A 24,937-nucleotide genomic window follows, 5' to 3' on the forward strand; every position below is an offset into this window, starting at 1 on the left:
GGCGACCGGACGGCCGCGTAAAGCGGCGAATGATAGCCGCCTGCCATGGGTGCGGGCAGTGATTTCCCGGAATATGGCGCGACGGCAGATGCATAAGCGCGAAAGTCGACAAGCCGCGGCGACGGCGCCAAGATGTCCGCTTTTGTTGCCGGACGCGGAACTGCCCATGCTGATCACCCTGGCCATCATCGCCATCACCTGCATCGTCTCGTTCATGGCGTTCAAGAACAGCCGCCTGCTGAACGACCTGATCCTGTGGCCGCCGGCGATCGCCCGCCAGCGCGAGTACCACCGCCTGGTGACCTACGGCCTGGTGCATGCGGACTTCGGCCACTTGCTGTTCAACATGATCACGCTGTTCTTCTTCGGCCGGGTGATGGAGGGCTTCTTCGCCTCGCGCATGGGGCCGTTCGGTTTCGCGCTGTTCTACATCGGCGGCCTGGTGGTCTCGATCCTGCCGACCTACCTGAAGAACCGCGGCAACCCGAACTACCGCAGCCTCGGCGCCTCGGGCGCGGTGTCGGCGGTGCTGTTCGCCTTCATCCTGCTGGCGCCGTGGTCGCGCATCATCGTGCTGGTGATCCCGATGCCGGCGATCGTCTACGCCGTGCTGTACACCGGCTACTCGATCTACATGGACCGGCGCGGGCAGGGCAACGTCAACCACAGCGCGCACCTGTGGGGCGCAGCCTACGGCGTGATCTTCACCCTGCTGGTGGAGCCGCGGGTGCTGCCGCATTTCCTCGACGCGCTGATGCATCCGAGCTTCCGATGATGAACGCTTCTTGCGCTGCGTAATGCCTGCCGCGGCCGGGGCGTGCATACTGGCCACAGCTATATCGCCCACCGCAGGAGAACGAACGCATGGCTATGACCCGCAAGTCGGCTGCGAAGAAATCCGCGGCAAAGAAAGCTATCGCCAGGAAAATGCCGGCCGGGAAGACCGTCGCGAAGAAGTCCGCCCCGCGCAAGGTCGCGGTGAAGAAGACCGTCGCGAAGAAGGCTGCCGCGAAGAAGACGCCAGTGCGGAAGCCTGCCGCCGGCAAGGCGGTGGCAGGGAAGACCGCGAAGAAGCCGGCGACGAAAAAAGTGGCGGTCCGCAAGGTCGCCGTGAAGAAGGCGGCGGCGAAAAAGCCCGTGGCGAAGTCGGTGGCCAAACCGCGCATGGCCAGGGCCGCTGGCCAACCCGCCGTTGCTGCGAAAGGGCCGGCCCCGCGCAAGCCTGCGCCGGAGCCGGCAACCCGCTACCTCAGCCAGGAGGATGCCGTGGCAAAGATCCAGGCCTTGCTCGCGGTCAAGCAGGAACGGGCAAGACAGGCGCCGATCTGGCCGGACGTCAACCCGTCCCAGCCGGGGCCGGGCCGGGCGGAACTGCAGCCGCCGCTGGCCGGTCCGGTGGGCGGCGAAGGCGCCGACAGGCGCGTGCTGGCTCCCCAGCGGGGCGAACAGAGCAAGCGCAACGGCTGAGTCGGCTCCGCTCCGCCGACCTGAATCGAAGCCGGGTGGCGATACGTGGCTGGTGGGTAAACGCCGGCGGACGGTGCGCTGCAACTCAGTGCGCGTTCAAGTGCAGCGGCCTAGCGTGAAGTCGCAACTCCCGATGGAGACCGATCATGAAACGCCTGCTGGCCAGCGTTGTCCTGAGCGTCGCCGCCGCGACGCTGTCGGGCTGCTATTACGACCCGGGCTACAGCTATGTGCGTGGCTCCGGCTACAGCGGCGATGCCTACTATGGCGATGGCGGCAACACCTATTACGCGACGCCGGGCTACTACGACGGCTATTACGGCGGTTACTACGGTTGCTGCTATGCGCCCGGCGTGAGCGTGGGCGTCAGCAGCGTGTGGTACGGCGGCCCGCGCTACCGGGACAGCGACTACCACTACCGCGACTACGGCGGTTACCGCGATTATCACGGCCACGCCGGTCGGTGGCAGGGCCATGACCGCGGCGACCATCGCGACGAGCGCCCGCCGCGACGCGACGCCCGCCGCGACCGCGACGACCGCGATCGTCGCTGAGGGTTGAGGCAGTATCGGGGCATGCCCGGATTCGCCCCCCCGCGCCGCCGTATTCCAAGGCTCATCGCCATCGCGGCGATGGGCCTTTTGCTGTGCGCCTGCGGCAGCCTGCGCTACTACGCGCAGGCGGTGCACGGGCAGGGCGAGCTGGTCGTGCACCGGCGTGCGGTAAGCAAGCTGCTGCGCGATCCGGCCACCGATCCGCAGCTCGCCGCGCGGCTGCAGCAGGCGCAGCAGGCGCGCCGGTTCGCCTCGCAGCGGCTGGCCTTGCCGGACAACCGCAGCTACACCGGGTACGTCGCGCTGGATCGGCCCTACGTGGTGTGGAACGTGTTCGCCACGCCGCGCTACTCGGTGCAGGCCGTGCCGCAGTGTTTCCCGATCAGCGGCTGCGTGGCCTATCGCGGCTGGTTCCGCGAGGCGGCGGCGAAAGAGTATGCAGCGCGGTTGCATGCGCGCGGCGACGACGTGTGGATCGGCGGCGTGCCGGCGTACTCCACGCTGGGCTGGTTCGCCGATCCGATCCTGTCGAGCATGCTGCGCTGGGACGACGATGAGCTGGATGGCACGATCTTCCACGAGCTGGCGCACCAACTGGTCTACGTGAAGGGCGACACCGCGTTCAACGAATCCTTCGCGACCTTCGTGCAGACCGAGGGGCTGCGCGAATGGCGCCAGTCACGCGGGCTGCCGCCGCCGGATGAGCGCGTCCACGCGATGGAACGGGGCTTCACCCGCCTGGTGCTGGACCTGCGCACGCGCCTGGCGGCGCTGTACGCCGGCAGTGCGGACGCGGCGGCGATGGAGGCGGGCAAACAGCGCGAGATCGCGGCGTTCCGCGTCCGTTATGCGCAGTGGCGCGAGCGCGACTGGCCGGGCGATCACCGCTACGACGCCTGGATCGCGCAGCCGATCAACAACGCGCGGCTGCTGCCGTTCGGCCTGTACGAGCAGTGGACGCCGGCATTCGCCGTGCTGTTCCGCCAGGCCGAGGGGCAGTGGCCGGCGTTCTACGCCAGCGTGCGCAAGCTGGCGCGCGAACCGAAGGCGCAGCGCGAACAGGCACTGCAGGCATTGTGCGATTCTCGGCAGGCCGGGGCGGCGGCCGGGCGGTGAATGGCGCGGTCGCCTCAGCTGCCGTGCCTGCGTCCCGCCATGTGCCGCAGGTAGGCCAGCACGGCGTCGAGGTCGGCATCGGACAGCGCATGCGTGTCGAACCCGGGCATCCTCGCCTGCGGCCATCGTCGCAGCGACTGCGGATCGCGGATGAATGCGCGCAGCAGGTCGGCGCGCAGGTACTCGGTGGGATTGTGCGGGATGTTCAGATCCGGGCCGAGCTTCGCATCCCCCTGACCGTTGAGCGTGTGGCAGGCGAGGCAGGTACGCTGGAATACCGCGAAGCCGCGCCGCACCTCGCTGTCCGGCGGCAGCGAGGGATCGGGCAGGAGCGCCGGGAAGCGCGCGGCCACGTCGGCCAGCTTGCGGATGCTGGCCAGCTGGTACGGCCATTGTTCCGGGCCGATGCCGGCAGCCTGCGGGCGCGTCCACACCACGTAGAACGGTCCGGCCCGGCCGTGGCCAGGCAACGCGGGCCACGGTCGGGCCGGGTCCTCGATCGCCAGCCAGGCTTCGCTGCCTTGCGTGTTCAGCAGCAGCGCAGCGGGAATCTCGGCGGCAAAGCCGTCGCCAGCCACGAACTGCAGGTGGTCGCCGGGAGCGATGCCGTCGAGCAGTGCGGCCAGCGGCACCGCGCGGTAATGCATCGTGCGGCGAAATGCCACGTCGGCGGGTACGTCGATCGTGCGCGCGTCGGGGCGCCTGAGCAGGGTTTCGCTGTTGTAGGCCATCACGCCATGGCCGAGGTCGACCTTCAGCTCGGCCGCTGCCGCGGGCAGGGCCAGGCACAGCGCGAGCAGGTATACGGCGAGCAGCTTCATGGTCGATCCCGCGAGAGGAAGAAGAAATTGTAGGCGGCGTACGCGCGAACCGTCCCGTCCGTCTCGTGACGGCAAGCCTGTCGGAAAGCTGAACGAGCGCCGCTGTGCACGTTGAACTCACCTGCCGGCGGCCACACTAAGCAGGTGTATCGCCGTGACGGCGACAGGAAGTGGCGCAATCCACCGCACCACTGAGGGGCCGGCATTCCTCCCCTGGATGCCGCCTGACAAACCCCATCAGCCCTCCCCTGGCTGATGGGGTTTCTTTTTGGGCGGAACAAGCCGCGCGGTTCGAGTGGATAATGGCCGTCCCGCTCCGCTCCCTGCCGCCGATGATCATCGAATCACTGCTCGACACCGACCTGTACAAGTTCTCGATGATGCAGGTGGCGCTGCACCAGTATCCGGCCGCCCAGGTCGAATACCGCTTCAAGTGCCGCACGCCTGGCATCGACCTGGTGCCGTACATCGATGAGATCCGCGCCGAACTGGCGGGGTTGTGTTCGCTGCGTTTCGCGCCGGACGAGCTCGACTACCTGCGCACGTGGCGTTTCATCAAGAGCGATTTCGTGGACTTCCTGGGCTTGTTCCAGCTCAACGAGAAGTATGTGGAGATCGCACCGGCCGCGGCGGCCAACGGCGAGATCGAGATCCGCATCCGCGGGCCGTGGCTGCACACCATCCTGTTCGAGGTGCCGCTGCTGGCGATCGTCAACGAGGTGTACTTCCGCAGGACCAGCGGCGGCCTCGACCTTGCCGAGGGGCGCCAGCGACTGCAGGCGAAGATCGCCCTGCTGCATGACGCGTCCGGCTACGAGGGCTGCAAGATCGCCGACTACGGCACGCGCCGGCGCTACTCGCGGGTGTGGCAGGAAGAGGCGGTGACCGCGCTGCGCGACGGGCTGGGCGAGCAACTGGCCGGCACCAGCAACGTGTGGCTGGCGCGCAAGCTCAACCTGACCCCGCTGGGCACGCTGGCACACGAGTACCTGCAGGCGCACCAGGCGCTGGGGCCGCGCCTGCGCGACTCGCAGGTGGCGGCGCTGGAGGCGTGGGCGAAGGAGTACCGCGGCGACCTCGGCATCGCGCTGTCGGACGTCTACGGGCTCGACGCGTTCCTGCGCGACTTCGACATGTACTTCTGCAAGCTGTTCGACGGCACCCGCCACGACTCCGGCGACCCGTTCGCCTGGGGCGAGCGGGTGCTGGCGCACTACGCCGCGAATCGCGTCGACCCGCGCAGCAAGGTGCTGGTGTTCAGCGACGCCCTGGACATCCCCCGGGTGATGCAGCTGTACGCATACTTCCGCGGCCGCTGCCAGCTCTCGTTCGGCGTGGGCACCAACCTCACCAACGACGTGGGCCCCGAACCGCTCAATATCGTGATCAAGATGATCCGCTGCAACGGCCAGCCGGTGGCCAAGCTGAGCGATTCGCCGGGCAAGAACATGTGCGAGGACGAGGCCTACGTGGCGTATTTGCGGAAGGTGTTCCAGATTCCCGCGTCGCAGGGCTGATCGCTGTGCCCCTCCCCTGCTTTGCAGGGGAGGGCGTCAGAACGCCGGCAGCACGGCGCCGTGGTACTTCTGCTCGATGAACGCCTTGATCTCGGGGCTGTGCAGCACCCTGGCCAGCTGCTGCACGCGCGGGTCGTTCTGGTTGTCAGGGCGGCCGACCAGGTAGTTCACGTAGGGCGAGTCCTTGTCCTCGATCAGCAGCGCGTCTTTCGTGGGGTTCAGCCCGGCGGCCAGCGCGTAGTTGGTGTTGATCAGCGCCAGGTCGACCTCGTCCAGCGTGCGCGGCAGCATCGCCGCTTCCAGCTCGCGGAACTTCAGGTGTTTCGGATTCGCGGTGATGTCCTTCAACGTGGCCATCTGGTCGGTCGGGTCCTTCAGCGTGATCAGGCCGTGCTTCGCCAGCAGCAGCAGCGCGCGGCTGTTGTTGCTGGGATCGTTCGGCAGCGTCACGCTGGCGCCGTCGGGCAACTGGTCGATGTTCTTGTACTTCTTCGAGTACGCGCCGAACGGCTCGATGTGCACGCCGGTGATGACGACGAGGTGGGTGCCGCGCTCGCGGTTGAACGCATCCAGGTAGGGCTTGGTCTGGAAGTAGTTCAGGTCGATGGCCTTCTCGGCCAGCTGGGTGTTCGGCTGCACGTAGTCGGCAAACACCTTGACCTGCAGGTCTACACCTTCCTTGGCCAGCAGCGGTTTGGCCTGCTTGAGGATTTCCGCGTGCGGGATCGCGGTGGCGGCCACGCGCAGCGTCTGGCCGTCCTCCTTCGGTGCGGAACAGCCCGCCAGCAGGAGCAGGGCGGTGACGAAGGCGGCGCGTAGGAGTTTCATGGGGAATTCGTTTGTGCGGCGCACAATAATAAGCCGTCTATACCGCCAAACACAATCCTGGCTTGGCATGGCTCGCGCGTCATGCCTTCGGCTTGGCATGTCCGGCCAGCAGGAGCAGGGCCAGGATAGCGGCGACGGCGGCGAGCAGCAGGCTCATGGCGGTGATTTCCGGTGGCGGCCAGTCAAAGTAGGCCGCCCGTACCGCCACGCGCAAATAACCGATCAGCTTCGCTTATAACGCGTCACGATGTGGTCGCCGAGCATCTGCAGTGCCTGCACCAGTACGATCAGCAACACTACGGTGACCAGCATGTAGTCGGACTTGTAGCTGAGATAGCCGTAGCGGTAGGCCAGGTCGCCGAGGCCGCCGGAACCGATCGCGCCGCCCATCGCGGTGTAGCCGACCAGCGCGATCGCGGTGACCGTGATGCCGGCGAACAGGCCGCCGCGGGCTTCCGGCAGCAGCACGTGGCGCACGATCTGCCACAGGCTGGCGCCCATTGCCTGGCTGGCTTCGATCACGCCCCGCTGCACCTCGTGCAGCGCGGTCTCCACCAGCCGCGCGAAGAACGGCGCCGCGCCGATCACCAGCGGCGGGATCGCGCCGCGGATGCCCAGTTTGCTGCCGACCAGGGCGTAGGTGAGCGGCATCAGCACGATCATCAGGATGATGAACGGCACCGAGCGCAGGATGTTCACCAGCAGCGAGGTGATGGCGTAGAGCTTCGGCATCGGCCGCAGCTGGCCCTTGCCGGTGAGGTACAGCAGCACGCCCAGCGGCAGGCCGATCAGCACGGTGAGGGCGAGCGAACCGCCCAGCATCAGCAGGGTGTCGACGCAGGCGCGGCCGATCTCGCCCCAGTCGTCGATGTTTGGAAAAAGTTTCTGCAGCGGGTTCATCGGTGCAGCTCCTCGATCTCGATACCGGCCTCGCGCAACATGGCCAGTGCAGCGTCCGTCCGTTCGCCCTGCATCGCCAGGGTGAGCTGGCCGTAGGGCAGATCCTTGATGCGGTCGATGCGCCCGGCGAGCAGGTTGAACTCCACTCCGGTCTCGCGCGCCACCCGGCTCAGCGAAGGACTCAGCGTGGCGTCGCCGCGGAAGCTCAGGCGCAGGATGTGGCCGTCGACCCGGGCGAACGGCGCCAGTTCGCTGGCGGCCTCCTCGGGCAGCGCCTCGTTGACAAAGCGCTTCGTGGTGGGGTGCTGCGGGTGCAGGAACACGTCGGCGACCGCGCCGCGCTCGACGATGGCGCCCGCGTCGAGCACCGCCACGCGGTCGCACACGCGGCGCACCACGTCCATCTCGTGGGTGATCAGCACGATGGTGAGCTTCAGCTCGCGGTTGATCTCGGCCAGCAGTTCCAGCACCGAGGCGGTGGTCTGCGGGTCGAGCGCACTGGTGGCCTCATCGCACAGCAGGATGGTGGGCCGGTTGGCCAATGCACGGGCGATGCCGACGCGCTGCTTCTGGCCGCCGGAAAGTTGCGAGGGGTACTTGTCGGCGTGGGCGGCCAATCCCACCCGCGCCAGCAGTTCGTCGACGCGCGCGCGGATGACGCCGGCGTCGCGTTCGCCGGTCAGCCGCAGCGGGAACGCCACGTTGTTCGCCGCCGTCTGCGAGGCGAGCAGGTTGAAGTGCTGGAAGATCATGCCGATCCGCCGGCGCTGCGCGCGCAGCGCCGGTTCGGCCAGCGTGGTCATCTCGGTGTCGCCCACGAAGATGCGCCCGCCGCTGGGCCGTTCGAGCAGGTTGATCAGCCGTATCAGCGTCGATTTGCCGGCACCGGACAGACCGATGATGCCGAACACCTCGCCGTCCATGATGTCGAGGCTGAACGGCTGCAGCGCGGGCATGTCCCTGCCGTCGACGCGGTAGGACTTGTGGACATCGACAAAGCGGATCACGGCGGGGAAGTGGCCTGCGGACGGGTGCGTCATTCTATGCCACGGGAAGCTGTGCCACGGGCAGCGGCGGCGGTGGCGTATGCTGCGGGATTGATCCATCACGACGGAGTCCGTCCATGTCCAGCGTTTACGATTTCACCGTTCGCGATATCGACGGCAACCCGCGCTCGCTTGCCGAATGGCGCGGCAAGACCCTGCTGATCGTCAATGTGGCATCCAAATGCGGCTTCACCCCGCAATACCAGGGGCTGGAGACGCTGTGGCAGGACCAGCGCGACCTGGGCCTGGTGGTGCTCGGTTTCCCGTGCGACCAGTTCGGCCACCAGGAACCCGGCGACGAGGCCGAGATCAAGACGTTCTGCAGCACCCAGTACGACGTGACCTTTCCGTTGTTCGCCAAGCTCGAGGTCAACGGCGAGCACGCCGATCCGCTGTACAAATGGCTGAAGAGCGAAGGCAAGGGCATTCTCGGCAGCGAGTCGATCAAGTGGAACTTCACCAAGTTCCTGGTCGACGCGGACGGCCAGGTGGTGAAGCGTTACGCCTCTACCGACACGCCGGAAAAGATCGGCAAGGACACGCGGGCCCGGCTGGGCGGTTGACGGTCCGATCATGGCGGCCTGATGCGCTTCTGCTAACCTTGCCGGTCCTCGTCGCCGGTGGGTGGCGCCGAACCTTTCACGAGACCATCATGCAGATTGCCCAGAACGCCGTTGCCGCCTTCCATTACACGCTGACCGACGACGATGGCCAGGTCATCGACAGCTCCGCGGGCCGCGAGCCGCTGACCTACCTGCATGGCAGCGGCCATATCGTGCCGGGCCTGGAAAAACAGATGGAAGGCCGCGCCGCCGGCGACAAGTTCACCGCCCACGTGGCGCCCGAGGAAGGTTACGGCGTGCGCCACGAGGAGCTGATGCAGGAAGTGCCGCGCGCGGCATTCCAGGGCGTCGAGGACATCCAGCCCGGCATGCAGTTCCAGGGCAACGGCCCGGAAGGCCAGGTCAACGTCACCGTCACCAAGGTCGAGAACGACGTGGTGTTCATCGACGCCAACCACCCGTTGGCCGGCAAGACCCTGCACTTCGCCATCGAGGTGACCGACGTGCGCGGCGCCACCGCGGAAGAACTGGCGCACGGCCACGTACACGGCGCCGGCGGCCACCACCACTGATCGCGGCTGCTGCCGCAACGCGAAGGCCCGGTGCTTGCACCGGGCCTTCGCCGTTCCACCCTCCGCCCTAATACCAGTCGAGCAGCGACACGCCCAGGCCGAGGTAGGTGGCGTTGTGGTTGTAGTCGATCATGCTTTCGCCGTAGCCCTTGAACACCTCCATGTAGCCGCGCAGGTTGCCGGCGACCGGGAAGCTCCAGCTGAAGCGCGCCGAGCCGTGGCTGCGGTTGCCGCCGCGCAGCGAATGGCGCAGCAGCATGCCGAACTCCTGGCCGCGCCATTCGTGCACGACCTGCATCTCGCCGCGGCCCATGTAGTCGCTGATGTCGGGGTTGTTGTCGTCGCGGCGCGCCTCCGGGACGCGCCACCACGGGCGCAGCATCACGGCCCAGCCGTCGCGCTCGAAGCCGACGCTGGCGATCACCCGGTTCCAGCTGCGCGACAGCGGATTGCTGCGGCCGTTGGACTGGTGGTTGAAGCCGATGCCGAGCATCCGCCCCTCCCAGCCCAGCGCCTGGTAGTGGGTGTCGAACACCAGCATCGCCTCGGGCTCGTAGTTGGTTTCGCGGAACGGCCGCGAGGCCTTGGCGTTGTACACCTGCCAGCGCGAGGACTGGGTATAGCCCACCCACAGGTCGCCGGCGTCGCCGAATACGCCCTGCCACAGCTTGGTCTTCAGGCTGAGCTGGAACTTCATCTCCGCGTTGTCCAGCTGTTCTCCCGGGCCCGGCACGGTGTTGTCCGGGTTCGGGCTGTGCGGTCGCTTGTTCTGGTTGCTGGTGGCGAAAACCGGCAGCGCATAGACCGGCTTGTAGCCGCGGATGTTGAAGGTGCCGAGCTTGCTTTCCGGTGACAGTTCCCAGCGGCTGTCGAGCAGCGACAGTGGGGTCGCCACTTCGCGGTTGGTTTCCGCGCTGGCGGAGACCTTCGGATGATCGCGACTGAAAATGCCCGGCGTGGCGGTGGTCTGGTCGATGCGCTTCTGCGCGATCGGCAGGTTGACCCGGCCGGTGGCGTGGTCGTAGCAGGCCAGCCGCTGGGCATCGCTCTCGATCGCGGTGCAGGCGCGGATGTCGGTGGGGTCGGGGTTCTGCGCGTGCGCGGCGCTGGCCAGGGCGCCGGCGCACAGCGCCATCAGGACGGCCGCGGTCGGACGTTTCATGGAGGAAAGTTCCTGGCGGGTCGGCGGACCAGTTTAGCGGAGCGAGCGCGGACGGCGGTGATCGGCACATGAAAACGCCGGCCGCGCGTGCGACCGGCGTCTGTAGCGTGGAGGCTCACTTGTCGTCGGTCCAGCGCTTGTACTCGCTCTTGCTGATGCGCCCGTCACGGTTGCGGTCGGCGTGCAGGAAGTCATTGGCAAGCAGGGGGTAGGCCGAGGCCTGTTCCTCGCTGATGTATTTCCCGCCACCGGACAGCTGCTCGAAACTCGGCGCCGGGCCGGCCGGCGGGGGCGGAGGCATGCTCGAACGCACCTCCAACTGGCCCGCCGGCGTGTTCATGGTGGCCGTGTCGACTTGGCTGGTCGGTGCCGCTGCCGCCGTGCCGGCCGCTGGCGGTGTCGGCGGGACGGTTTGCGGCGGCAGCGGTTGCGGCGCCGTGTCCGTGGGCGATGGCGGAGGCGTCTGCGGCGGCATGTCCTGCTGCGCGATCAGGCTGCCGGCGAACAGCAGGGTGCCGGCGGCGAGGGCGCTCAATAATGGCTTGCGGGATTTCATCATCGGTACTCCATGCCAGAATGATCGGTGGAGTTGTGCGGTGCCCTGCACTCCATCGGGCGGGCGTTCTCCTGCCGATTCGCGTTTCACGCTAATAGGGGCCTCGTAAATGCCGACTCAATATCCAGGTCACGAAGTCGTGAAGGCAGGCGGCCATTGGGCGCCGCTTCAGGTGATGGCCACGTGTTGAGCCTGGCGCAGGCGCGGGCGCTGCAGCTGTCGGCGCAGGGCCTGCTGCAGGCGCCGCGACGACGGCCCCGGCGCGACGATGTGGTGGGGGCGGTCGCGCGCATGCGCCTGCTGCAGATCGACACCATCCACGTGGTGGCGCGCAGCCCCTACCTGGTGCTGCATTCGCGCCTGGGCGATTACCCGGCGGCCTGGCTGGACGAGGCGCTCGCGCAAGGCCGGTTGGCCGAGTGCTGGGCGCATGAGGCATGTTTTGTCAGCGCCGCCGATGTCGCCTGGCACCGTGGCGGCCACGATCACCGCGCGCATCACTGGGCGCATCGCCATGCGGCGCGCATGCACCGCGAGCAACGTGCCGACATGGATGCGCTGCTGCAGTCGATTCGTGCCTCCGGCCCGGTGCGGGCAGCCGATTTCTCGCGCAGGGCCGGCGTCGCCAAGGCGGGCTGGTGGGAGTGGAAACCGGAGAAGCGCTGGCTGGAGGCGTGGTTCGCACTGGGCGAGCTGATGGTGGCGCGGCGCGACAACTTCCAGCGCGTCTACGATCTGGCCGAAAACGTGCTGGCCCGGCTCGAACCGCCGTTCGATCCGGCCTTTGCGCCTTCGGCGGCGCAACAGCGCGAACGCTTCATCCTCGACAGCGTGCGTGCGCTGGGGGTGACGCAGGCGGCCTGGGTCGCCGACTACTTCCGCCTGAAGCCGAAGGTCGGCGAGCGCGAACTGGCGCCGCTGGTGGCCAGCGGCGAACTGCTGGCGGTGCCGGTGGAGGGCTGGCACACTCCCGGCTATGTGCACCGCGACCATGCCGCAACGCTGGCCCAGGCACTGGCGGGGCGCCTGCGCGCCACGCGTACCGTGCTGCTGTCGCCGTTCGACCCGCTGGTATGGGACCGGGCGCGCGCCCAGGCCATGTTCGGTTTCGAGTACACCATCGAGTGCTACACGCCGGCGCCGAAGCGCCGCTACGGCTACTTCGTGCTGCCGATCCTGCATCGGGGCCGGCTGATCGGCCGGCTCGACGCCAAGGCCCACCGTGACAGCGGCGTGTTCGAGGTCAAGGCCGTGTTCCTGGAGCCCGGGGTGTCGCCCCAGCCGGCACTGGTGCAGGCGGTGGCCGCAGCGATCGCCGATACCGCGCGCTGGCACGGCACCCCAAAGATCCGGCTGGGGCGCACTTCGCCGGCCGCGCTGGCGCGGCCGTTGCGCGCGGCATGGCGGCACGTGGGCTGACGGGCATCTTTCCTGTCTGATCCCGGATCCCGAGCGATCTACGGTGTGCCGCTCCCGGGTGCGGGATTCTCCGCGCACGACTTGCCGTGCAGGGCCTGGCGCAGCTGGCTGGCCAGCGAGTTGCAGCGCGCCGCCAGCTGTGGCCGGATGTCTGGGTTCTTCGAGTCGCGCAGCAGGCTACTGCGCATCGCCTCGTAGCGGGATTGCAACTGGTTCGGCGGGAAGATCGCCGCCGCGCGATGGCAGGCCAGATAGCTGGCCAGGTAGTCGTCGCAAGCGGCGATGCCGGTGTCCTCGGACAGGTCGGGTTTGGCGGCGGCGGGCTTGCTGGAAGCGCTGCGGGCACGCTCCCGTTCCCGCTGAGGGGAAGCCTTGTGGGCGGACACGGACGGGCTTGCCGCGCTGGCGCTGGCCGTTGTCGTGGTCCGTGTGGTCTCATGGGGCGCGCCGCAAGCCGCCAGCAGGCCTACGAGCGCGCTGGTCAGGATCAGGCGGGACAGTGCTGGCATGGCTCTTCTCCAGGTGGCGACCGTGCCGGCCGGGTGGCGGGCGGATCCGGGGACTGTCTGCCACTAGACTGCGCCGAAGGTCAAGAAAATCTGAATTTGTCGCCGCAGCGGTGCGGAACGGTGAACCGGCTCCATTCCGTTCGGCCCGGTTGTGCCGTTATGATCCGTCCACTGAGTTTGCCGGGGTCAGCAGAGTTTGTGGCCCGATGCTGCCGATCCGCGATCTGCCTCATCGTTCACCCCTGGGTTGTTTCCTTGCACACCAGTCAAGCCGGCCGGTCGCCTCGCGGCGGCTGTCCATAAACCCTGTGGAGTGATTAAACATGTCTGATCGTCAGGTGGGTACCGTCAAGTGGTTCAACGACGCCAAGGGCTTCGGTTTCATTGCCCGCGACAATGGCCCGGACGTTTTCGTGCATTTCCGCGCCATTACCGGCAGCGGCTTCAAGAGCCTGCAGGAAGGCCAGCAGGTCTCGTTCAAGGTGGTGCAGGGCCAGAAGGGTCTGCAGGCCGAGGAAGTGACCCCCGCCTGAGCGCCCTGCGATGCAGCAAAAACCGGACAGGGATGCCCGGTTTTTTCCGGCCTGGATAATGTCCCCGGCAGCCCGCTTGACAAATCACTCGCCGGCTGAAAATCCGTTATGCTTGGGCCGCTGCGTCTGCTTGGCTACGTGAGTGCCCGGTAAGGATTTCCTGAATCCGACTGTTGCACCGGACCCTGCATGCTCAGTAAACGTCGGCCCGCAGGGGCCGGTTTGTCTCAGCGTCTGGATAGGATCGGAGTGAGTCATGTCGGATCGTGAAGTAGGTACCGTCAAGTGGTTCAACGACGCCAAGGGTTTCGGCCTCATCAGCCGTGAGAACGGCCCTGACGTATTCGTGCATTTCCGCGCCATCACCGGCTCGGGTTTCAAAAGCCTTCAGGAAGGCCAGAAGGTGAGCTTCAAGGTCGTCGACGGCCAGAAGGGCTTGCAGGCCGAAGACGTCACCCCGGTCTGAGGCGGTGACGGCATCCGTTTGAAGAGGTCGGCGCAAGCCGGCCTCTCTTTTGTGGTGGCGGGGACAATTCGCTAGCCTGCAGCCATGGCCGACCCCTCCATCGACAGCATCCCCGCCGCGGCTGAGCCGCTGGTGCTTCCGGCAACCGCCGCCGACGGTGCCCGTTTCGAACTGCTGGCCGTGTGTCCGGCCGCGGCTTGGCAGCGCCTGCTGTACTGGATTCCGGCGATGGGCATACCGGCCCGGCATTACCTGCCGCTGGCGCAAGCGCTGGCGGCGCGGGGCATCGCGGTGGTGCTGCACGAGTGGCGTGGCATCGGCTCCAGCGACCGACGCGCCGGCCGTGGTAGCAACTGGGGTTATCGCCAGTTGCTGCAGGACGACCTGCCCGCTGGCCTAGCCACCGTGCGCCAGCGCTGGCCGCAGGCGAGCTGCCTGCTCGGCGGGCACAGCCTGGGCGGCCAGCTCGGCCTGCTCTACGCCAGCCTGCATCCGTGCGACTTCACTGGCTTGCTGCTGGTGGCCAGCGGTTCGCCGTACTGGCGATGCTTCCGGCATGGCGGGCTGATTCGGCAGGCTTATGTGCTGGCGCCCCTGCTGGCCGGGCTGATGGGTTACCTGCCCGGACGGCGGCTCGGCTTCGGCGGCAACGAGGCGCGCGGGGTGATCGCCGACTGGGCGCGCAGCGGGCGCACTGGCCGCTACGCGGCGAGCGGGATGACGCAGGATTTCGAACGTCAGCTGGCCGCGCTGCCACTGCCGTTGCTGGCGCTGCGGCTGCAGGAGGACTGGCTGGGTCCGGCGGCGTCGCTGGAGTGGCTGCTGGGCAAGCTGGGGCCGGGCGCACGGCGCGTGGAAACGATCGCACGCGACGACCTCGGCGGCCAGCCGGCCGACCATTTCGGCTGGATGGGGACGCCCGTGCCGGTCGCCGCGCGCATTGCCGACTGGCTGGCCGCGCCGGACGCAGCGTTTGTCGCAGGCGACAGCGCGGCGGGTTGATTCGGCGCGGGCCCGACTGCATGTCGAGGTACCCACGTCACCGGATACCCCCTATGAAACTGTTCGATCCGTTCACCCAGCGCAGCCTGAGCCTGCGCAACCGCCTGGTGGTCTCGCCGATGTGCGAATACTCCGCCGTCGACGGCGTGCCGAACGACTGGCACCTGGTGCACCTTGGAAGCCGCGCGGTGGGCGGCGCGGGGGCGGTGATCGCCGAGGCCACCGCGGTCTCCGCCGAAGGCCGCATCTCGCCGCAGGACACCGGCCTGTGGAACCAGACCCAGGTGGACGCCTGGCAGCCGATCACCCGCTTCATCAAGGCGCATGGCGCGGTCGCCGGCGTGCAACTGGCGCACGCCGGGCGCAAGGCCAGCACGCTGCGGCCGTGGGAAGGGCACGGCCCGGTGCCGAGCGGACAGGGCGACTGGCGCATCGTGGCGCCCTCGGCGCTGCCGTTCGACGACGGCTGGCAGGTTCCGCAGGCGCTGGACGAGGCCGGCGTCCAGACGGTGATCGCGGACTTTCGCGAAACCACCCGGCGCGCGCTGGCGGCGGGCTTCGAGCTGGTTGAAGTGCACGCCGCGCACGGCTACCTGCTGCACCAGTTCCTGTCGCCGCTGAGTAACCGGCGTGACGATCGCTATGGCGGCAGCTTCGACAACCGTACCCGGCTGCTGCGCGAGGTGCTTGCTGCCGTGCGCGAGGCGTGGCCGGCCGAACTGCCGTTGTGGCTGCGCATCTCGGCGACGGACTGGGCCGACGGCGGCTGGACGGCGGCGGAAAGCGTGGAGCTGGCGCGCCAGGTGCGGGCGCTGGGCGTGGACCTGATCGACGTCTCCAGCGGCGGCCTGGTGCCGCACGCGAAGATCCCGCTGGGTCCGGGTTACCAGGTGCCGTTCGCCGGGCAGATCCGCCGCGAGGCCGGTGTCGCCACCGGTGCGGTGGGGTTGATCACCGGCGCGGAGCAGGCCGCACAGATCGTCGCCACCGGCGAGGCCGACGTGGTGCTGATTGCGCGCGAGAGCCTGCGCGACCCGTACTTCCCGCGGCGCGCGGCACAGCGGCTGGGTGCGAAGATCGACCCGCCAGTGCAATATCAGCGGGCCTGGTAATCATCGAGGAGAACGTGATGGACGCTGCACCTGCCCTGATCGAAGGTACCCGCCTGCATGACCTCGGCGACGGCTTCATGGTGCGCCGCATGCTGCCGGTATTGCTGGCGCGGCACGTCGGCCCGTTCGTGTTCTACGACCACATGGGGCCGGTCACCTTTGCCGCCGGCAACGGCATGAACGTGCGGCCGCATCCGCACATCGGCCTGGCTACGGTGACCTGGCTGTTCGACGGCGTGATCCGCCATCGCGACAGCATTGGCAGCCTGGCCGATATCCACCCCGGCGCGGTGAACTGGATGACCGCCGGCCATGGCATTGCCCATTCCGAGCGCACGCCGCCGGAGGCGCGTCAGGGCAGCCAGCTGTTGCATGGCATCCAGGTCTGGGTGGCGCTGCCACAGGCCGACGCCGAGGTGGCGCCGGAATTCCACCATCACGACAGCGACGCGTTGCCGCGGATTCGCCAGCCCGGCGTCGAGGCGGTGTTGATCGCGGGGACTGCCTACGGCGAACGTTCGCCGGTGAAGGTGTTCGCGCCGATGTTTTTCCTCGAAGTGCGGCTGGAGGCCGGCGCCGAACTGGCGTTGCCGCCGGAACACGCCGAGCGCGGTGTGCATGTGGTCGAGGGCGCGGTGCGCTGGGGCGAGCTGGAGATTGGCGCGCAGCAGATGGCGGTGCAGGCCGGCCCGTCGGCGCCGACGCTGCGTGCGCACGAGGCCAGCCGCCTGATGTTGTTCGGCGGCGCGCCGCTGGATGGCGAACGGCACCTGTGGTGGAACTTCGTGGCCAGCACGCGCGAGCGCATCGAACAGGCCAAGGCCGACTGGCGCGAGGGGCGCTTCCCGAAAGTGGCCGGCGACGACAAGGAATTCATCCCGCTGCCGGAGTAGGCGCACGCGGATTGCCTTGCCTCGTAGGGCGGACACTGTCCGCCGCTCTCGGCTTCAACAAGGCAAAGGCCGGCGGGCAGTGCCCGCCCTACAGCGCGCACGGATCGGTTGAGTGGCAGAATCGGCGCGTCCCGCCGCGGAGCAGAAACATGTCCGGCTACAGCAGCTTCACCGAGTTCTATCCGTTCTACCTCAGCGAGCACGGCAACCGCATTTGCCGCCGGATGCACTTCATCGGCAGCACGCTGGTGCTGGCGGTGATCGTGCTGGCCCTGGCCAGCGGCCAGCTGCGCTGGCTGTGGCTGGCGCCGGTGGCCGGCTACGGTTTCGCCTGGGTCGGCCACTTCGGTTTCGAGAAGAACCGCCCGGCCACCTTCAGGCACCCGCTGTACAGCCTGATGGGCGACTGGGTGATGTACGGCCAGATGCTGCGCGGCAGGATCCGCTTCTGACGATTTTCTCCCTCCCCTGCTCGCAGGGGAGGGCCGGGGTGGGGTGCTCTTCGCCTCAGCGGTACTGCTGGTGGCAGCTCTTGCAGGTCTCGCCAACCGGCTCGATCGCGGCCGTCACCGCTTCGCAGCTCGCTGGCGCGGCCTGCACGGCCTGGTGCAGGCGTTCCTGCAACTGGGTGGCATCGTCGGTGAAGGCCTTTTCGTCGATGCCGAACACCGGCATGACGTCGCTGGCGGTGGACTCCAGGCGGGCCAGGTGATGTTGCACCTTCGCCGGGTCGCACTGCTTCGCCTTGATCGCGTTCTTCAGTTCACCCACGTGGTAGCCCATGGTTTCCATCACCGCCTTCGGCATCGGGTTGCGCGCGGCCAGCGCATTCATCACGTGGGCCGTGCCGATCACACCGATCACCAGGCCAAGCAGGATCAGCAGGGCTGCACGCATCGCTACGATTCCGAGGTTGGGAAACCCGCAGGATAGCGCGGCCCGCCGCACGTCATCCGCGCAGGCACGATAAAATGGCGCCTTTGCAACAGGATTCCCCGGTGACCCACGCAGATACGACCACGCACCCGCCCGGCGGCACCACCGGCGCGGCGACGTTCCCGGCCGAACGCTTCGCCGGCGTCGAGCGGCTGTACGGCAGCGGCAGCGTGGCCGCGCTGGCAGGCAAGCACGTCTGCGTGATCGGCATCGGCGGCGTCGGCTCGTGGGCGGTCGAGGCGCTCGCGCGCAGTGGCGTGGGGCAGCTCACCCTGATCGACGCCGATGAGGTCTGTGTGTCCAACACCAACCGCCAGCTGCACGCGCTGGACGGCGAGTACGGCAAGCCCAAAGTAGGCGTAATGGCGGCGCGCGCCCACGCGATCAACCCGACTATCCGGCTGGAGGCGGTCGAGCGTTTCCTCACCCCGGCCACGCTGGATGAACTGCTCGACCGCGGCTACGACGTGGTGCTGGACGCCTGCGACGCGTTCCGCGTGAAGCTCGAAACGATCGCCTGGTGCCGCCGGCGCAAGCTGCCGATCGTCAGCGTGGGTTCGGCCGGCGGGCGTACCGACCCGACCCAGATCCGCGTGCGCGACCTCTCGCGCACCGAACACGACGCGATGTTCAGCCTGATCCGCAAGAAGCTCCGCGCCGACTTCAACTTTCCGCGCAACCCGGATCGCTATTTCGGCGTTTCAGCCGTCTATTCGCTGCAGAACGTGCAGTATCCGCAACCGGACGGCACGGTCTGCGGCACCCGCCCGCCCGGCGGCGACGCGATGAACCTGGCCTGCGGCGGTGGGCTGGGCGCGGCCACCCATGTCACCGGCGCCTTCGCGTTCGCGGCGGTGGGCAAAGTGCTGGAGAAGCTGCTGGGGTGACTGGACACGGGCGCGCGCGCCCGTGTCCACATGTAGAGACGGCCGGCCGGCGTCAGGTCAAACTCGCCATGCGGTTCTCGCGTCCGGGCGGAGAACGGCTACAAATTGCCAGGCTTGTCGGCCGGTGGGTTGCCATCCGAGGTCTTGTCATCCGGGGTCTTGTCCGTAGCCGCCTTGCCCTCGCTGGCGGAAACCGGAATCAGGGCGCCCACCGAGGTGGTGCCGACCGGATCCGTCTTGAATTTCGGGTCGTAGGGGTTGTCGCTTTCGCGGAACTGCTGATAGGCCACCACGCCATGCATGTCATGCCCACTGGTGATCTCGAAGCCCGTGGTGTCCGTATGCAAGGGCGTGCCCGTCATGCTTTTGCCCGTCCTGGGAGCCGAGGGGCCGCCTGTCGAGCCGACCTTCAGCGGCCCGGTGGCGCCGCCGGTGCGTGAGCCGGTCATGCCTGCGCGCACCTGGGCCCAGCGCACCTTGGCCCGGTGCAGGGCGGTGGCGTCGCCGTAAGTAGGCTTCAGCTGGTTCCACAGAGTATCGACCCGGGTGAAGTCGGCTTCGCTCAGCGGCGTGATCATCAGGTTGCGCGTCGCGACGTATTGCGGTGTGTTGCGCTCAGCCGCCAGAACCATCCAGGCGGCGCCCAGCGGCCGATCCACCGGCACCCCCTGGCCGCGGTAATACATCACCCCGAGGTTGTATTCGGCCGGCTTGTACGCCCATGACGCCGCGACCTTGTACATGTCGATCGCGTAGCGGTAGTTCTTCTGCTCGTAGGCGCGGGCGGCTATCCTGAAAAAATACACGCCCGGCCTGGCATCGCTCTCGGGGCTGGTGAAGTCCTCGTTCGGCGAGGCGCCGAAGTTAGGGTCACTGTCGTACGAGGGCGCGGCGGTGGAGGGAAGGTAGGCTGGAGAAGCTGGGGTGCTGGTAGCCGCGGCGCCGCTTTGCCCCCAGGCCGGCAGCGCCATGGTGAGCGCCAGGCCAGCAAGCATCCATGCGCAGGTGCCGGAAACACGTTCCATGACCATGAGCGATCTCCTTTCACCAGGTTGGTGACCATGGGATATACGCCTGGGGTGATCGGTGATGCAAGCCCGGCCCAGGTCATGCCGGCTCGCCATCCGCTCGCTGGAGCGTCCCGCGATCGAACTCCACAGGATGTGTCCGGGGGCTTGCGGTGATCGCGGTGCGCCCCGTGAACGCGCACATCCCGCTCATCCGCACGCTCCTGCTGCCTCACCATCCCATGTAATGACCGCCGTTGATCGCCAGGTTGGCGCCGGTGATCCAGGCGGCCTGGTCGCCGGTGAAGAAGGCCACCGCGTGGGCGATCTCCTCCGGCTTGCCGAGGCGGCCGACCGGGATCTGCGCCACGATCTTCTCGCGCACTTCCTCCGGCACCGCCATCACCATGTCGGTGCCGACATAGCCGGGCGAGACGGTATTCACGGTGATGCCGAACTTCGCGTTCTCCTGCGCCAGCGAGATGGTGAAGCCGTGCATGCCGGCCTTCGCCGCGGCGTAGTTGGCCTGGCCGTACTGGCCCTTCTGGCCGTTGATCGAGCTGATCTGCACGATGCGGCCCCACTTGCGCGCGCGCATGCCCTCGATCACCGGGCGGGTGACGTTGAAGCAGGCGTTGAGGTTGGTGTTGATCACGTCCGTCCACTGCTGGTAATTCATCTTGTGGAAGGTGGTGTCGCGGGTGATGCCGGCGTTGTTGACCAGGATGTCGACCGCGCCGCACTTCTCCTCGATCGCCTGGATCATCGCCGCGCAGGCGACGGGGTCGGAGACGTCGCCGGACACCATGCACACCTCGATGCCATCGGCCGCCATCGCCTTGCGCCAGACTTCGGCCTTGCCCGGGTCACGATAATTGGTGGCCACCCGATGTCCCTGTCCGGCGAGGTAGCGAACGATCGCGCTGCCGATGCCGCCGGTGCCGCCTGTGACCAATGCCGTGCGCTGCGTCATGTCCTTGGAACTCCTGTGCAGGTGAAGCGTGGACTGTCGCGCCGGAGCATGGCGAGGGCATGTTTCAGCCGCTGTCGCCAGGCGCCGGCGCGTCCGGCATTTATAGCGTTTCAGGCGAAAGAGTGACCGCTGCAATGCGGCAAATCCGCCGGCTCGAAGTTGGCCAGCGCCTGGGCCAGCAGGTCGCCGGCATCGGCTGCCATGGCCGGCGCCGGCACGCGCAGGAACGCCAGCGCCCGCCGCAGCGCCGGCAGCGGATCGGCCGGGTCGACCGGAAACGCCCGCTCGGACTTCGACAGCTTGCGCCCCTCCGCATCGAGCACCAGCGGCAGGTGGCGATACACCGGCGTGGGCAGGCCGAGGCAGCGCTGCAGCCAGATCTGCCGCGCGGTGGAGTCGAGCAGGTCCTGCCCGCGCACCACCTCGGTGATGCCTTGGAAGGCGTCGTCGACCACACAGGCGAGCTGGTAGGAATAAAGGCCCTCGACCCGGCGGACCACGAAGTCACCCACGTCGTCGCGCAGGTTCTGCTGCTGCGGACCCTGCAGCGCGTCGTCGAAGGCGATGGTGATATCCGGCACGTGCAATCGCCAGGCCGGCGCCTGGCCGGGCTGCGGCAGTGCGACGCAGCGGCCATCGCGGTGGATGCCGCCGGCGCCGGCCAGTTCGCTGCGACTGCACCAGCAGGGGAACACCTGGCCGGCCACGCGCAGCTGTTCGAACGCCGCGTCGTAGGCGGCGATGCGCCGTGACTGGAACAACGCCGGCGCGTCGGCGACCAGGCCGAACGCCGGCAGCGCGGCGAGGATGCCGGCGGCCGAGCCGGGAACCTCGCGCGGCGGGTCGATGTCTTCCACCCGCAGCAGCCACTCGCCGCCGGCATGCCGCGCGCACAGCCAGCTGCCCACCGCGGCGACCAGCGAGCCGAAGTGCAGTTGCCCGGTGGGCGAGGGGGCGAAGCGACCGCGGTGGATCATCGGCGCATTCTAGGGTAGCGGCGCGTGCCCGGTCGCCGCCCGCAACCCTTGAAAGCGGTCGCTTGCGCCCCGAATCTTGAGCCACGGTTTTTCCGTTTCCTTCATGACTGCCACAGAGAGACAGCCATGCGTCGCATCGCATTGTTCATTGCTACCAACCTTGCCGTCCTGCTCCTGCTGAGCATCGTCCTCCGTCTGTTCGGCATCGACCAGATGGCCGCCGCCCGCGGTTACGGCGGCATGGGCGGCCTGCTGGCCTACGCCGCCGTGTTCGGCATGGGCGGCGCCTTCATTTCGCTGGCGATGTCCAAATGGATGGCCAAGATGTCCACCGGCGCGCGGGTGATCGAGCAGCCGCAGAACGAGACCGAGCGCTGGCTGGTCGACACCGTGCGCCGCCACGCGCAGAACGCCGGCATCGGCATGCCCGAGGTGGCGATCTACGACGCGCCGGAAATGAACGCGTTCGCCACCGGCATGACCAAGAACAGCTCGCTGGTGGCGGTCAGCTCCGGTCTGCTGCAACAGATGAACCGCGAGCAGGCTGGCGCCGTACTCGGCCACGAGATCGGCCACGTGGCGAACGGCGACATGGTCACCCTGACCCTGATCCAGGGCGTGCTGAACACGCTGGTGATCCTGGCCGCGCGCATCGTGGGCCGGTTGGTCGACAGTTGGATGAGCGGCGGTCGCGACGACCGCGAAGGCGGTACCGGCATAGGCTATTTCGTGACCGTGATTGTGCTGCAGCTGGTGTTCGGCCTGTTCGCCTCGGTCATCGTGGCCGCGTTTTCGCGCTGGCGCGAGTTCCGCGCCGACGCGGCGGGCGCGCAGTTTGCCGGCCGCGGTGCGATGATCTCGGCACTGCAGCGACTGCAGGCCAACCACGGCGAGAACACGCTGCCGCAGACGATCGCCGCGTTCGGCATCTCCGGTCCGCTGGCCGACGGCTTCAGGCGCCTGTTCATGAGCCACCCGCCGCTGGAGGAGCGCATCGCCGCGCTGCAGAAGGTGGCCTGAGGCACCGCATTGCTCCCTCCCCTGCAAGGCAGGGGAGGGCTGGGGTGGGGTGCTTTTGATCTTGATCTGAATAGCCAAGGTCAAGGGCGACCCCCTCCCAACCTCCCCCTGCCCCAAGGGACTCCCTTCGGTCGCGGGCAGGGGGAGGAGCCAATCTTCATAGTCAACGTCAGTACGGAACATCCACGCATGAACGCACCCGCCGAAACCCGCAAATTCGAAGCCGAAGTCGCCCAGGTACTGCACCTGGTCACCCACTCGCTGTACTCGCACAAGGAAATCTTCCTGCGCGAGCTGATCTCCAACGCCTCCGACGCCTGCGACAAGCTGCGCTTCGAGTCGATCGCCAAGCCCGAGTTGATGGCCGGCGACAGCGAACTGCACATCGACGTCAGCTGGGATCCGGATGCGCGCACCGTCACCGTGCGCGACAACGGCATCGGCATGAGCCGCGACGAGGTGGTGGCGAACATCGGCACCATCGCCAGCTCCGGCACACGCCGTTTCCTGGAGGCGATGTCGGGCGAACAGAAGGCCGACGCGCGCCTGATCGGCCAGTTCGGTGTGGGCTTCTATTCCGCCTTCGTCGTCGCGGACAAGGTCACTGTGCTCAGCCGTCGCGCCGATGCGCCGGCCGCCGAGGGCGTGAAGTGGGAAAGCGACGGCAAGGGCGAGTACACGCTGGAACCGGTCGAGCTGGCCGAGCGCGGCACCGCCGTGATCCTGCACCTGAAGGCCGACGAGGATGAGTTCCTCAGCCGCTGGCAGCTGCGCGCGCTGATCACCCGCTACTCCGACCACGTGGCGTTCCCGATCCGCATGCCAACCGAGAAGGACGGCAAGCCCACCGACGAATTCGAGACCATCAACGCCGCCTCGGCGCTGTGGACCAAGCCGAAGTCGGAGATCAGTGACGCGGACTACCAGAGCTTCTACAAATCGCTCGGCCACGACTTCAACGACGCGCTGGCGTGGACGCACAACCGCGTCGAAGGCAGCCAGAGCTTCACCACCCTGTTGTACCTGCCGTCGCAGCCGCCGTTCGACCTGATGATGGGCGGCCGCGACGAGCGCAAGGGCCTGAAGCTCTACATCAAGCGCGTCTTCATCATGGACGCCGCCGAGGAGCTGCTGCCGAACTACCTGCGCTTCGTGCGCGGCGTGGTCGACGCCGACGACCTGCCGCTCAACGTCAGCCGCGAGATCCTGCAGCACAACCGCCAGCTCGAGCGGATCAAGGCCGCCTGCGTCAAGCGCGTGCTCGACCTGATCGAAAAGCTGGCCAAGGATGAGCCGGAGAAGTTTGCCACCTTCTACCGAGCCTTCGGCAACACGCTCAAGGAAGGCATCAGCGAAGACGCCAACAACCGCGAGCGCATCGCCAAGCTGCTGCGCTTCGCCAGCACCAAGGGCGAAGGCATCGAGCAGACCGTCTCGTTCGACGACTACATCGGCCGCATGGCCGTGGGCCAGGACACCATCTGGTTCATCACCGCCGACAGCTACGCCGCCGCCGCCGGCAGCCCGCAGCTGGAAGCGTTCAAGGCCAAGGGCATCGAAGTGCTGCTGATGTTCGACCGCATCGACGAATGGATGATCGGCAGCTTGAGCGAGTACGAAGGCAAGAAGCTCAAGAACGTGGCGAAGGGCGACCTGCTGCTGGACGAGGCCGACAAGAAGAAGCTGGAAGAGGCCACCAAGGAGGCCGAGCCGCTGCTGAAGAAGCTGAAGGAGCTGCTGGGCGACCGCGTGGGCGAGGTCAAGGTTTCCGCCCGTCTCACCGATTCGCCGTCGTGCCTGGCCCTTTCCGATTACGAGATGGCGCCGCATCTGGCGCGCCTGCTGCGCGAAGCGGGGCAGGACATGCCGGAGTCGAAGCCGACGCTGGAGATCAATCCGCAGCATCCGCTGGTCAAGCGCGTCGAGACGGAAACCGATGAAGGCAGGGCCCGCGATCTCGCCATCTTGCTGCTGGAGCAGGCGGAGATTTCCGCCGGGGCGCAGCTGCCGGATCCGGCGGCATTCGTGCAGCGGATGAATCGGGTGTTGATGGGGTGAGGCGGGAGCGCGTTGCTGATGTGCAAGGCCGCCGATCTGGCGG

29 protein-coding genes are annotated in these 24,937 nt (G+C 67.6%); 17 read left to right on the forward strand and 12 right to left on the reverse strand.

Annotated features, from left to right (window positions below; translation table 11 throughout):
* Positions 1 to 166: 166 nt before the first annotated feature.
* The 4 genes from AC3WTD_RS09880 (at position 167) to AC3WTD_RS09895 (ending at position 3,137) form a co-directional block, all read left to right on the forward strand.
* Positions 167 to 775, forward strand: coding sequence for a rhomboid family intramembrane serine protease (locus AC3WTD_RS09880; protein ID WP_027493985.1), 609 nt, complete (start codon positions 167 to 169; stop codon positions 773 to 775).
* An 89-nt stretch (positions 776 to 864) separates the two neighbouring features.
* On the forward strand, positions 865 to 1,467 hold the full coding sequence (locus tag AC3WTD_RS09885; RefSeq protein ID WP_492613686.1) for a histone H1-like repetitive region-containing protein: 603 nt from the start codon (positions 865 to 867) through the stop codon (positions 1,465 to 1,467).
* A 146-nt stretch (positions 1,468 to 1,613) separates the two neighbouring features.
* Positions 1,614 to 2,021, forward strand: a complete 408-nt coding sequence (locus AC3WTD_RS09890) for a lipoprotein (RefSeq protein WP_492613687.1) — start codon at positions 1,614 to 1,616, stop codon at positions 2,019 to 2,021.
* Positions 2,022 to 2,099: 78 nt separating this feature from the next.
* Positions 2,100 to 3,137, forward strand: coding sequence for an aminopeptidase (locus AC3WTD_RS09895; protein WP_492613688.1), 1,038 nt, complete (start codon positions 2,100 to 2,102; stop codon positions 3,135 to 3,137).
* A 14-nt stretch (positions 3,138 to 3,151) separates the two neighbouring features.
* Here the strand turns inward: AC3WTD_RS09895 and AC3WTD_RS09900 are convergent, their stop codons facing one another.
* On the reverse strand, positions 3,152 to 3,958 hold the full coding sequence (locus tag AC3WTD_RS09900; protein WP_027493981.1) for a cytochrome c: 807 nt from the start codon (positions 3,956 to 3,958) through the stop codon (positions 3,152 to 3,154).
* A gap of 332 nt (positions 3,959 to 4,290) precedes the next feature.
* Here AC3WTD_RS09900 and pncB point away from each other — a divergent pair, with 332 nt between their 5' ends.
* Positions 4,291 to 5,475, forward strand: a complete 1,185-nt coding sequence (pncB, locus tag AC3WTD_RS09905; protein ID WP_027493980.1) for a nicotinate phosphoribosyltransferase — start codon at positions 4,291 to 4,293, stop codon at positions 5,473 to 5,475.
* 36 nt (positions 5,476 to 5,511) lie between these two features.
* On the opposite strand, the gene AC3WTD_RS09910 is transcribed toward pncB, so the two are convergent.
* From AC3WTD_RS09910 to AC3WTD_RS09925, 4 genes are all read right to left on the reverse strand, one after another.
* Positions 5,512 to 6,303: a MetQ/NlpA family ABC transporter substrate-binding protein gene (locus tag AC3WTD_RS09910; protein ID WP_027493979.1), complete on the reverse strand. Its 792-nt coding sequence runs from the start codon at positions 6,301 to 6,303 to the stop codon at positions 5,512 to 5,514.
* 79 nt (positions 6,304 to 6,382) lie between these two features.
* On the reverse strand, positions 6,383 to 6,517 hold the full coding sequence (locus AC3WTD_RS09915; RefSeq protein WP_492613689.1) for a hypothetical protein: 135 nt from the start codon (positions 6,515 to 6,517) through the stop codon (positions 6,383 to 6,385).
* An 8-nt stretch (positions 6,518 to 6,525) separates the two neighbouring features.
* On the reverse strand, positions 6,526 to 7,203 hold the full coding sequence (locus AC3WTD_RS09920) for a methionine ABC transporter permease (protein WP_027493978.1): 678 nt from the start codon (positions 7,201 to 7,203) through the stop codon (positions 6,526 to 6,528).
* Positions 7,200 to 8,210, reverse strand: coding sequence for a methionine ABC transporter ATP-binding protein (locus AC3WTD_RS09925; protein ID WP_492613723.1), 1,011 nt, complete (start codon positions 8,208 to 8,210; stop codon positions 7,200 to 7,202). Before AC3WTD_RS09925 ends, AC3WTD_RS09920 begins: the two co-directional genes overlap by 4 nt.
* Positions 8,211 to 8,326: 116 nt before the next feature.
* Here AC3WTD_RS09925 and AC3WTD_RS09930 point away from each other — a divergent pair, with 116 nt between their 5' ends.
* Together AC3WTD_RS09930 and AC3WTD_RS09935 are read left to right on the forward strand one after the other, a co-directional pair.
* Positions 8,327 to 8,812 (forward strand): glutathione peroxidase, encoded by a 486-nt coding sequence (locus AC3WTD_RS09930; RefSeq protein ID WP_027493976.1) that lies wholly within the window; start codon positions 8,327 to 8,329, stop codon positions 8,810 to 8,812.
* A gap of 89 nt (positions 8,813 to 8,901) precedes the next feature.
* Complete coding sequence (locus AC3WTD_RS09935) at positions 8,902 to 9,384, forward strand: FKBP-type peptidyl-prolyl cis-trans isomerase (RefSeq protein WP_027493975.1); 483 nt, start codon at positions 8,902 to 8,904, stop codon at positions 9,382 to 9,384.
* A 67-nt stretch (positions 9,385 to 9,451) separates the two neighbouring features.
* Here the strand turns inward: AC3WTD_RS09935 and AC3WTD_RS09940 are convergent, their stop codons facing one another.
* Both AC3WTD_RS09940 and AC3WTD_RS09945 read right to left on the reverse strand, forming a co-directional pair.
* Positions 9,452 to 10,546 carry a phospholipase A gene (locus tag AC3WTD_RS09940; RefSeq protein WP_235642326.1) on the reverse strand — a complete coding sequence of 365 codons (1,095 nt, stop codon included), beginning with the start codon at positions 10,544 to 10,546 and terminating at the stop codon, positions 9,452 to 9,454.
* A 115-nt stretch (positions 10,547 to 10,661) separates the two neighbouring features.
* Positions 10,662 to 11,102, reverse strand: coding sequence for a hypothetical protein (locus AC3WTD_RS09945; RefSeq protein WP_037090541.1), 441 nt, complete (start codon positions 11,100 to 11,102; stop codon positions 10,662 to 10,664).
* Positions 11,103 to 11,285: 183 nt separating this feature from the next.
* On the opposite strand from AC3WTD_RS09945, the gene AC3WTD_RS09950 reads away from it, so the two are divergent.
* Positions 11,286 to 12,521 (forward strand): winged helix-turn-helix domain-containing protein, encoded by a 1,236-nt coding sequence (locus AC3WTD_RS09950; RefSeq protein ID WP_492613690.1) that lies wholly within the window; start codon positions 11,286 to 11,288, stop codon positions 12,519 to 12,521.
* A 38-nt stretch (positions 12,522 to 12,559) separates the two neighbouring features.
* Here the strand turns inward: AC3WTD_RS09950 and AC3WTD_RS09955 are convergent, their stop codons facing one another.
* Positions 12,560 to 13,030, reverse strand: a complete 471-nt coding sequence (locus AC3WTD_RS09955; RefSeq protein ID WP_492613691.1) for a hypothetical protein — start codon at positions 13,028 to 13,030, stop codon at positions 12,560 to 12,562.
* A gap of 323 nt (positions 13,031 to 13,353) precedes the next feature.
* Here AC3WTD_RS09955 and AC3WTD_RS09960 point away from each other — a divergent pair, with 323 nt between their 5' ends.
* From AC3WTD_RS09960 to AC3WTD_RS09985, 6 genes are all read left to right on the forward strand, one after another.
* Positions 13,354 to 13,563, forward strand: a complete 210-nt coding sequence (locus AC3WTD_RS09960; protein WP_008433536.1) for a cold-shock protein — start codon at positions 13,354 to 13,356, stop codon at positions 13,561 to 13,563.
* A 256-nt stretch (positions 13,564 to 13,819) separates the two neighbouring features.
* Positions 13,820 to 14,029: a cold-shock protein gene (locus tag AC3WTD_RS09965; RefSeq protein WP_492613692.1), complete on the forward strand. Its 210-nt coding sequence runs from the start codon at positions 13,820 to 13,822 to the stop codon at positions 14,027 to 14,029.
* Between the two features lie 84 nt (positions 14,030 to 14,113).
* Complete coding sequence (locus AC3WTD_RS09970) at positions 14,114 to 15,031, forward strand: alpha/beta hydrolase family protein (protein WP_492613693.1); 918 nt, start codon at positions 14,114 to 14,116, stop codon at positions 15,029 to 15,031.
* 53 nt (positions 15,032 to 15,084) lie between these two features.
* Positions 15,085 to 16,143, forward strand: a complete 1,059-nt coding sequence (locus AC3WTD_RS09975) for an NADH:flavin oxidoreductase/NADH oxidase (RefSeq protein WP_027493970.1) — start codon at positions 15,085 to 15,087, stop codon at positions 16,141 to 16,143.
* Between the two features lie 17 nt (positions 16,144 to 16,160).
* Positions 16,161 to 17,036 carry a pirin family protein gene (locus AC3WTD_RS09980; protein ID WP_492613694.1) on the forward strand — a complete coding sequence of 292 codons (876 nt, stop codon included), beginning with the start codon at positions 16,161 to 16,163 and terminating at the stop codon, positions 17,034 to 17,036.
* A gap of 149 nt (positions 17,037 to 17,185) precedes the next feature.
* Entirely contained in the window at positions 17,186 to 17,488 is a 303-nt protein-coding gene (locus tag AC3WTD_RS09985) for an Mpo1-like protein (RefSeq protein WP_492613695.1), read from the forward strand.
* A 55-nt stretch (positions 17,489 to 17,543) separates the two neighbouring features.
* On the opposite strand, the gene AC3WTD_RS09990 is transcribed toward AC3WTD_RS09985, so the two are convergent.
* Positions 17,544 to 17,933, reverse strand: a complete 390-nt coding sequence (locus AC3WTD_RS09990) for a cytochrome c (RefSeq protein WP_492613696.1) — start codon at positions 17,931 to 17,933, stop codon at positions 17,544 to 17,546.
* A 74-nt stretch (positions 17,934 to 18,007) separates the two neighbouring features.
* Here AC3WTD_RS09990 and AC3WTD_RS09995 point away from each other — a divergent pair, with 74 nt between their 5' ends.
* Complete coding sequence (locus AC3WTD_RS09995) at positions 18,008 to 18,859, forward strand: tRNA threonylcarbamoyladenosine dehydratase (RefSeq protein WP_492613697.1); 852 nt, start codon at positions 18,008 to 18,010, stop codon at positions 18,857 to 18,859.
* 98 nt (positions 18,860 to 18,957) lie between these two features.
* Here AC3WTD_RS09995 and AC3WTD_RS10000 read toward each other — a convergent pair whose 3' ends face one another.
* From AC3WTD_RS10000 to gluQRS, 3 genes are all read right to left on the reverse strand, one after another.
* Positions 18,958 to 19,890, reverse strand: coding sequence for a tetratricopeptide repeat protein (locus tag AC3WTD_RS10000; RefSeq protein WP_492613698.1), 933 nt, complete (start codon positions 19,888 to 19,890; stop codon positions 18,958 to 18,960).
* 208 nt (positions 19,891 to 20,098) lie between these two features.
* Positions 20,099 to 20,839, reverse strand: a complete 741-nt coding sequence (gene phbB / locus AC3WTD_RS10005) for an acetoacetyl-CoA reductase (protein ID WP_027493964.1) — start codon at positions 20,837 to 20,839, stop codon at positions 20,099 to 20,101.
* Between the two features lie 110 nt (positions 20,840 to 20,949).
* A complete protein-coding gene (gene gluQRS / locus AC3WTD_RS10010) occupies positions 20,950 to 21,816 on the reverse strand; it encodes a tRNA glutamyl-Q(34) synthetase GluQRS (RefSeq protein ID WP_492613699.1) in 867 nt (288 codons plus the stop codon).
* Positions 21,817 to 21,942: 126 nt separating this feature from the next.
* Here gluQRS and htpX point away from each other — a divergent pair, with 126 nt between their 5' ends.
* Both htpX and htpG read left to right on the forward strand, forming a co-directional pair.
* The gene (gene htpX / locus AC3WTD_RS10015) at positions 21,943 to 22,836 is read left to right on the forward strand and encodes a protease HtpX (RefSeq protein WP_492613700.1); all 894 of its coding nucleotides are present in this window, start codon (positions 21,943 to 21,945) and stop codon (positions 22,834 to 22,836) included.
* Positions 22,837 to 23,025: 189 nt separating this feature from the next.
* Positions 23,026 to 24,894, forward strand: a complete 1,869-nt coding sequence (htpG, locus tag AC3WTD_RS10020; protein ID WP_492613701.1) for a molecular chaperone HtpG — start codon at positions 23,026 to 23,028, stop codon at positions 24,892 to 24,894.
* Positions 24,895 to 24,937: the final 43 nt, after the last annotated feature.

Source organism: Rhodanobacter sp. FW106-PBR-R2A-1-15 (assembly GCF_058789735.1).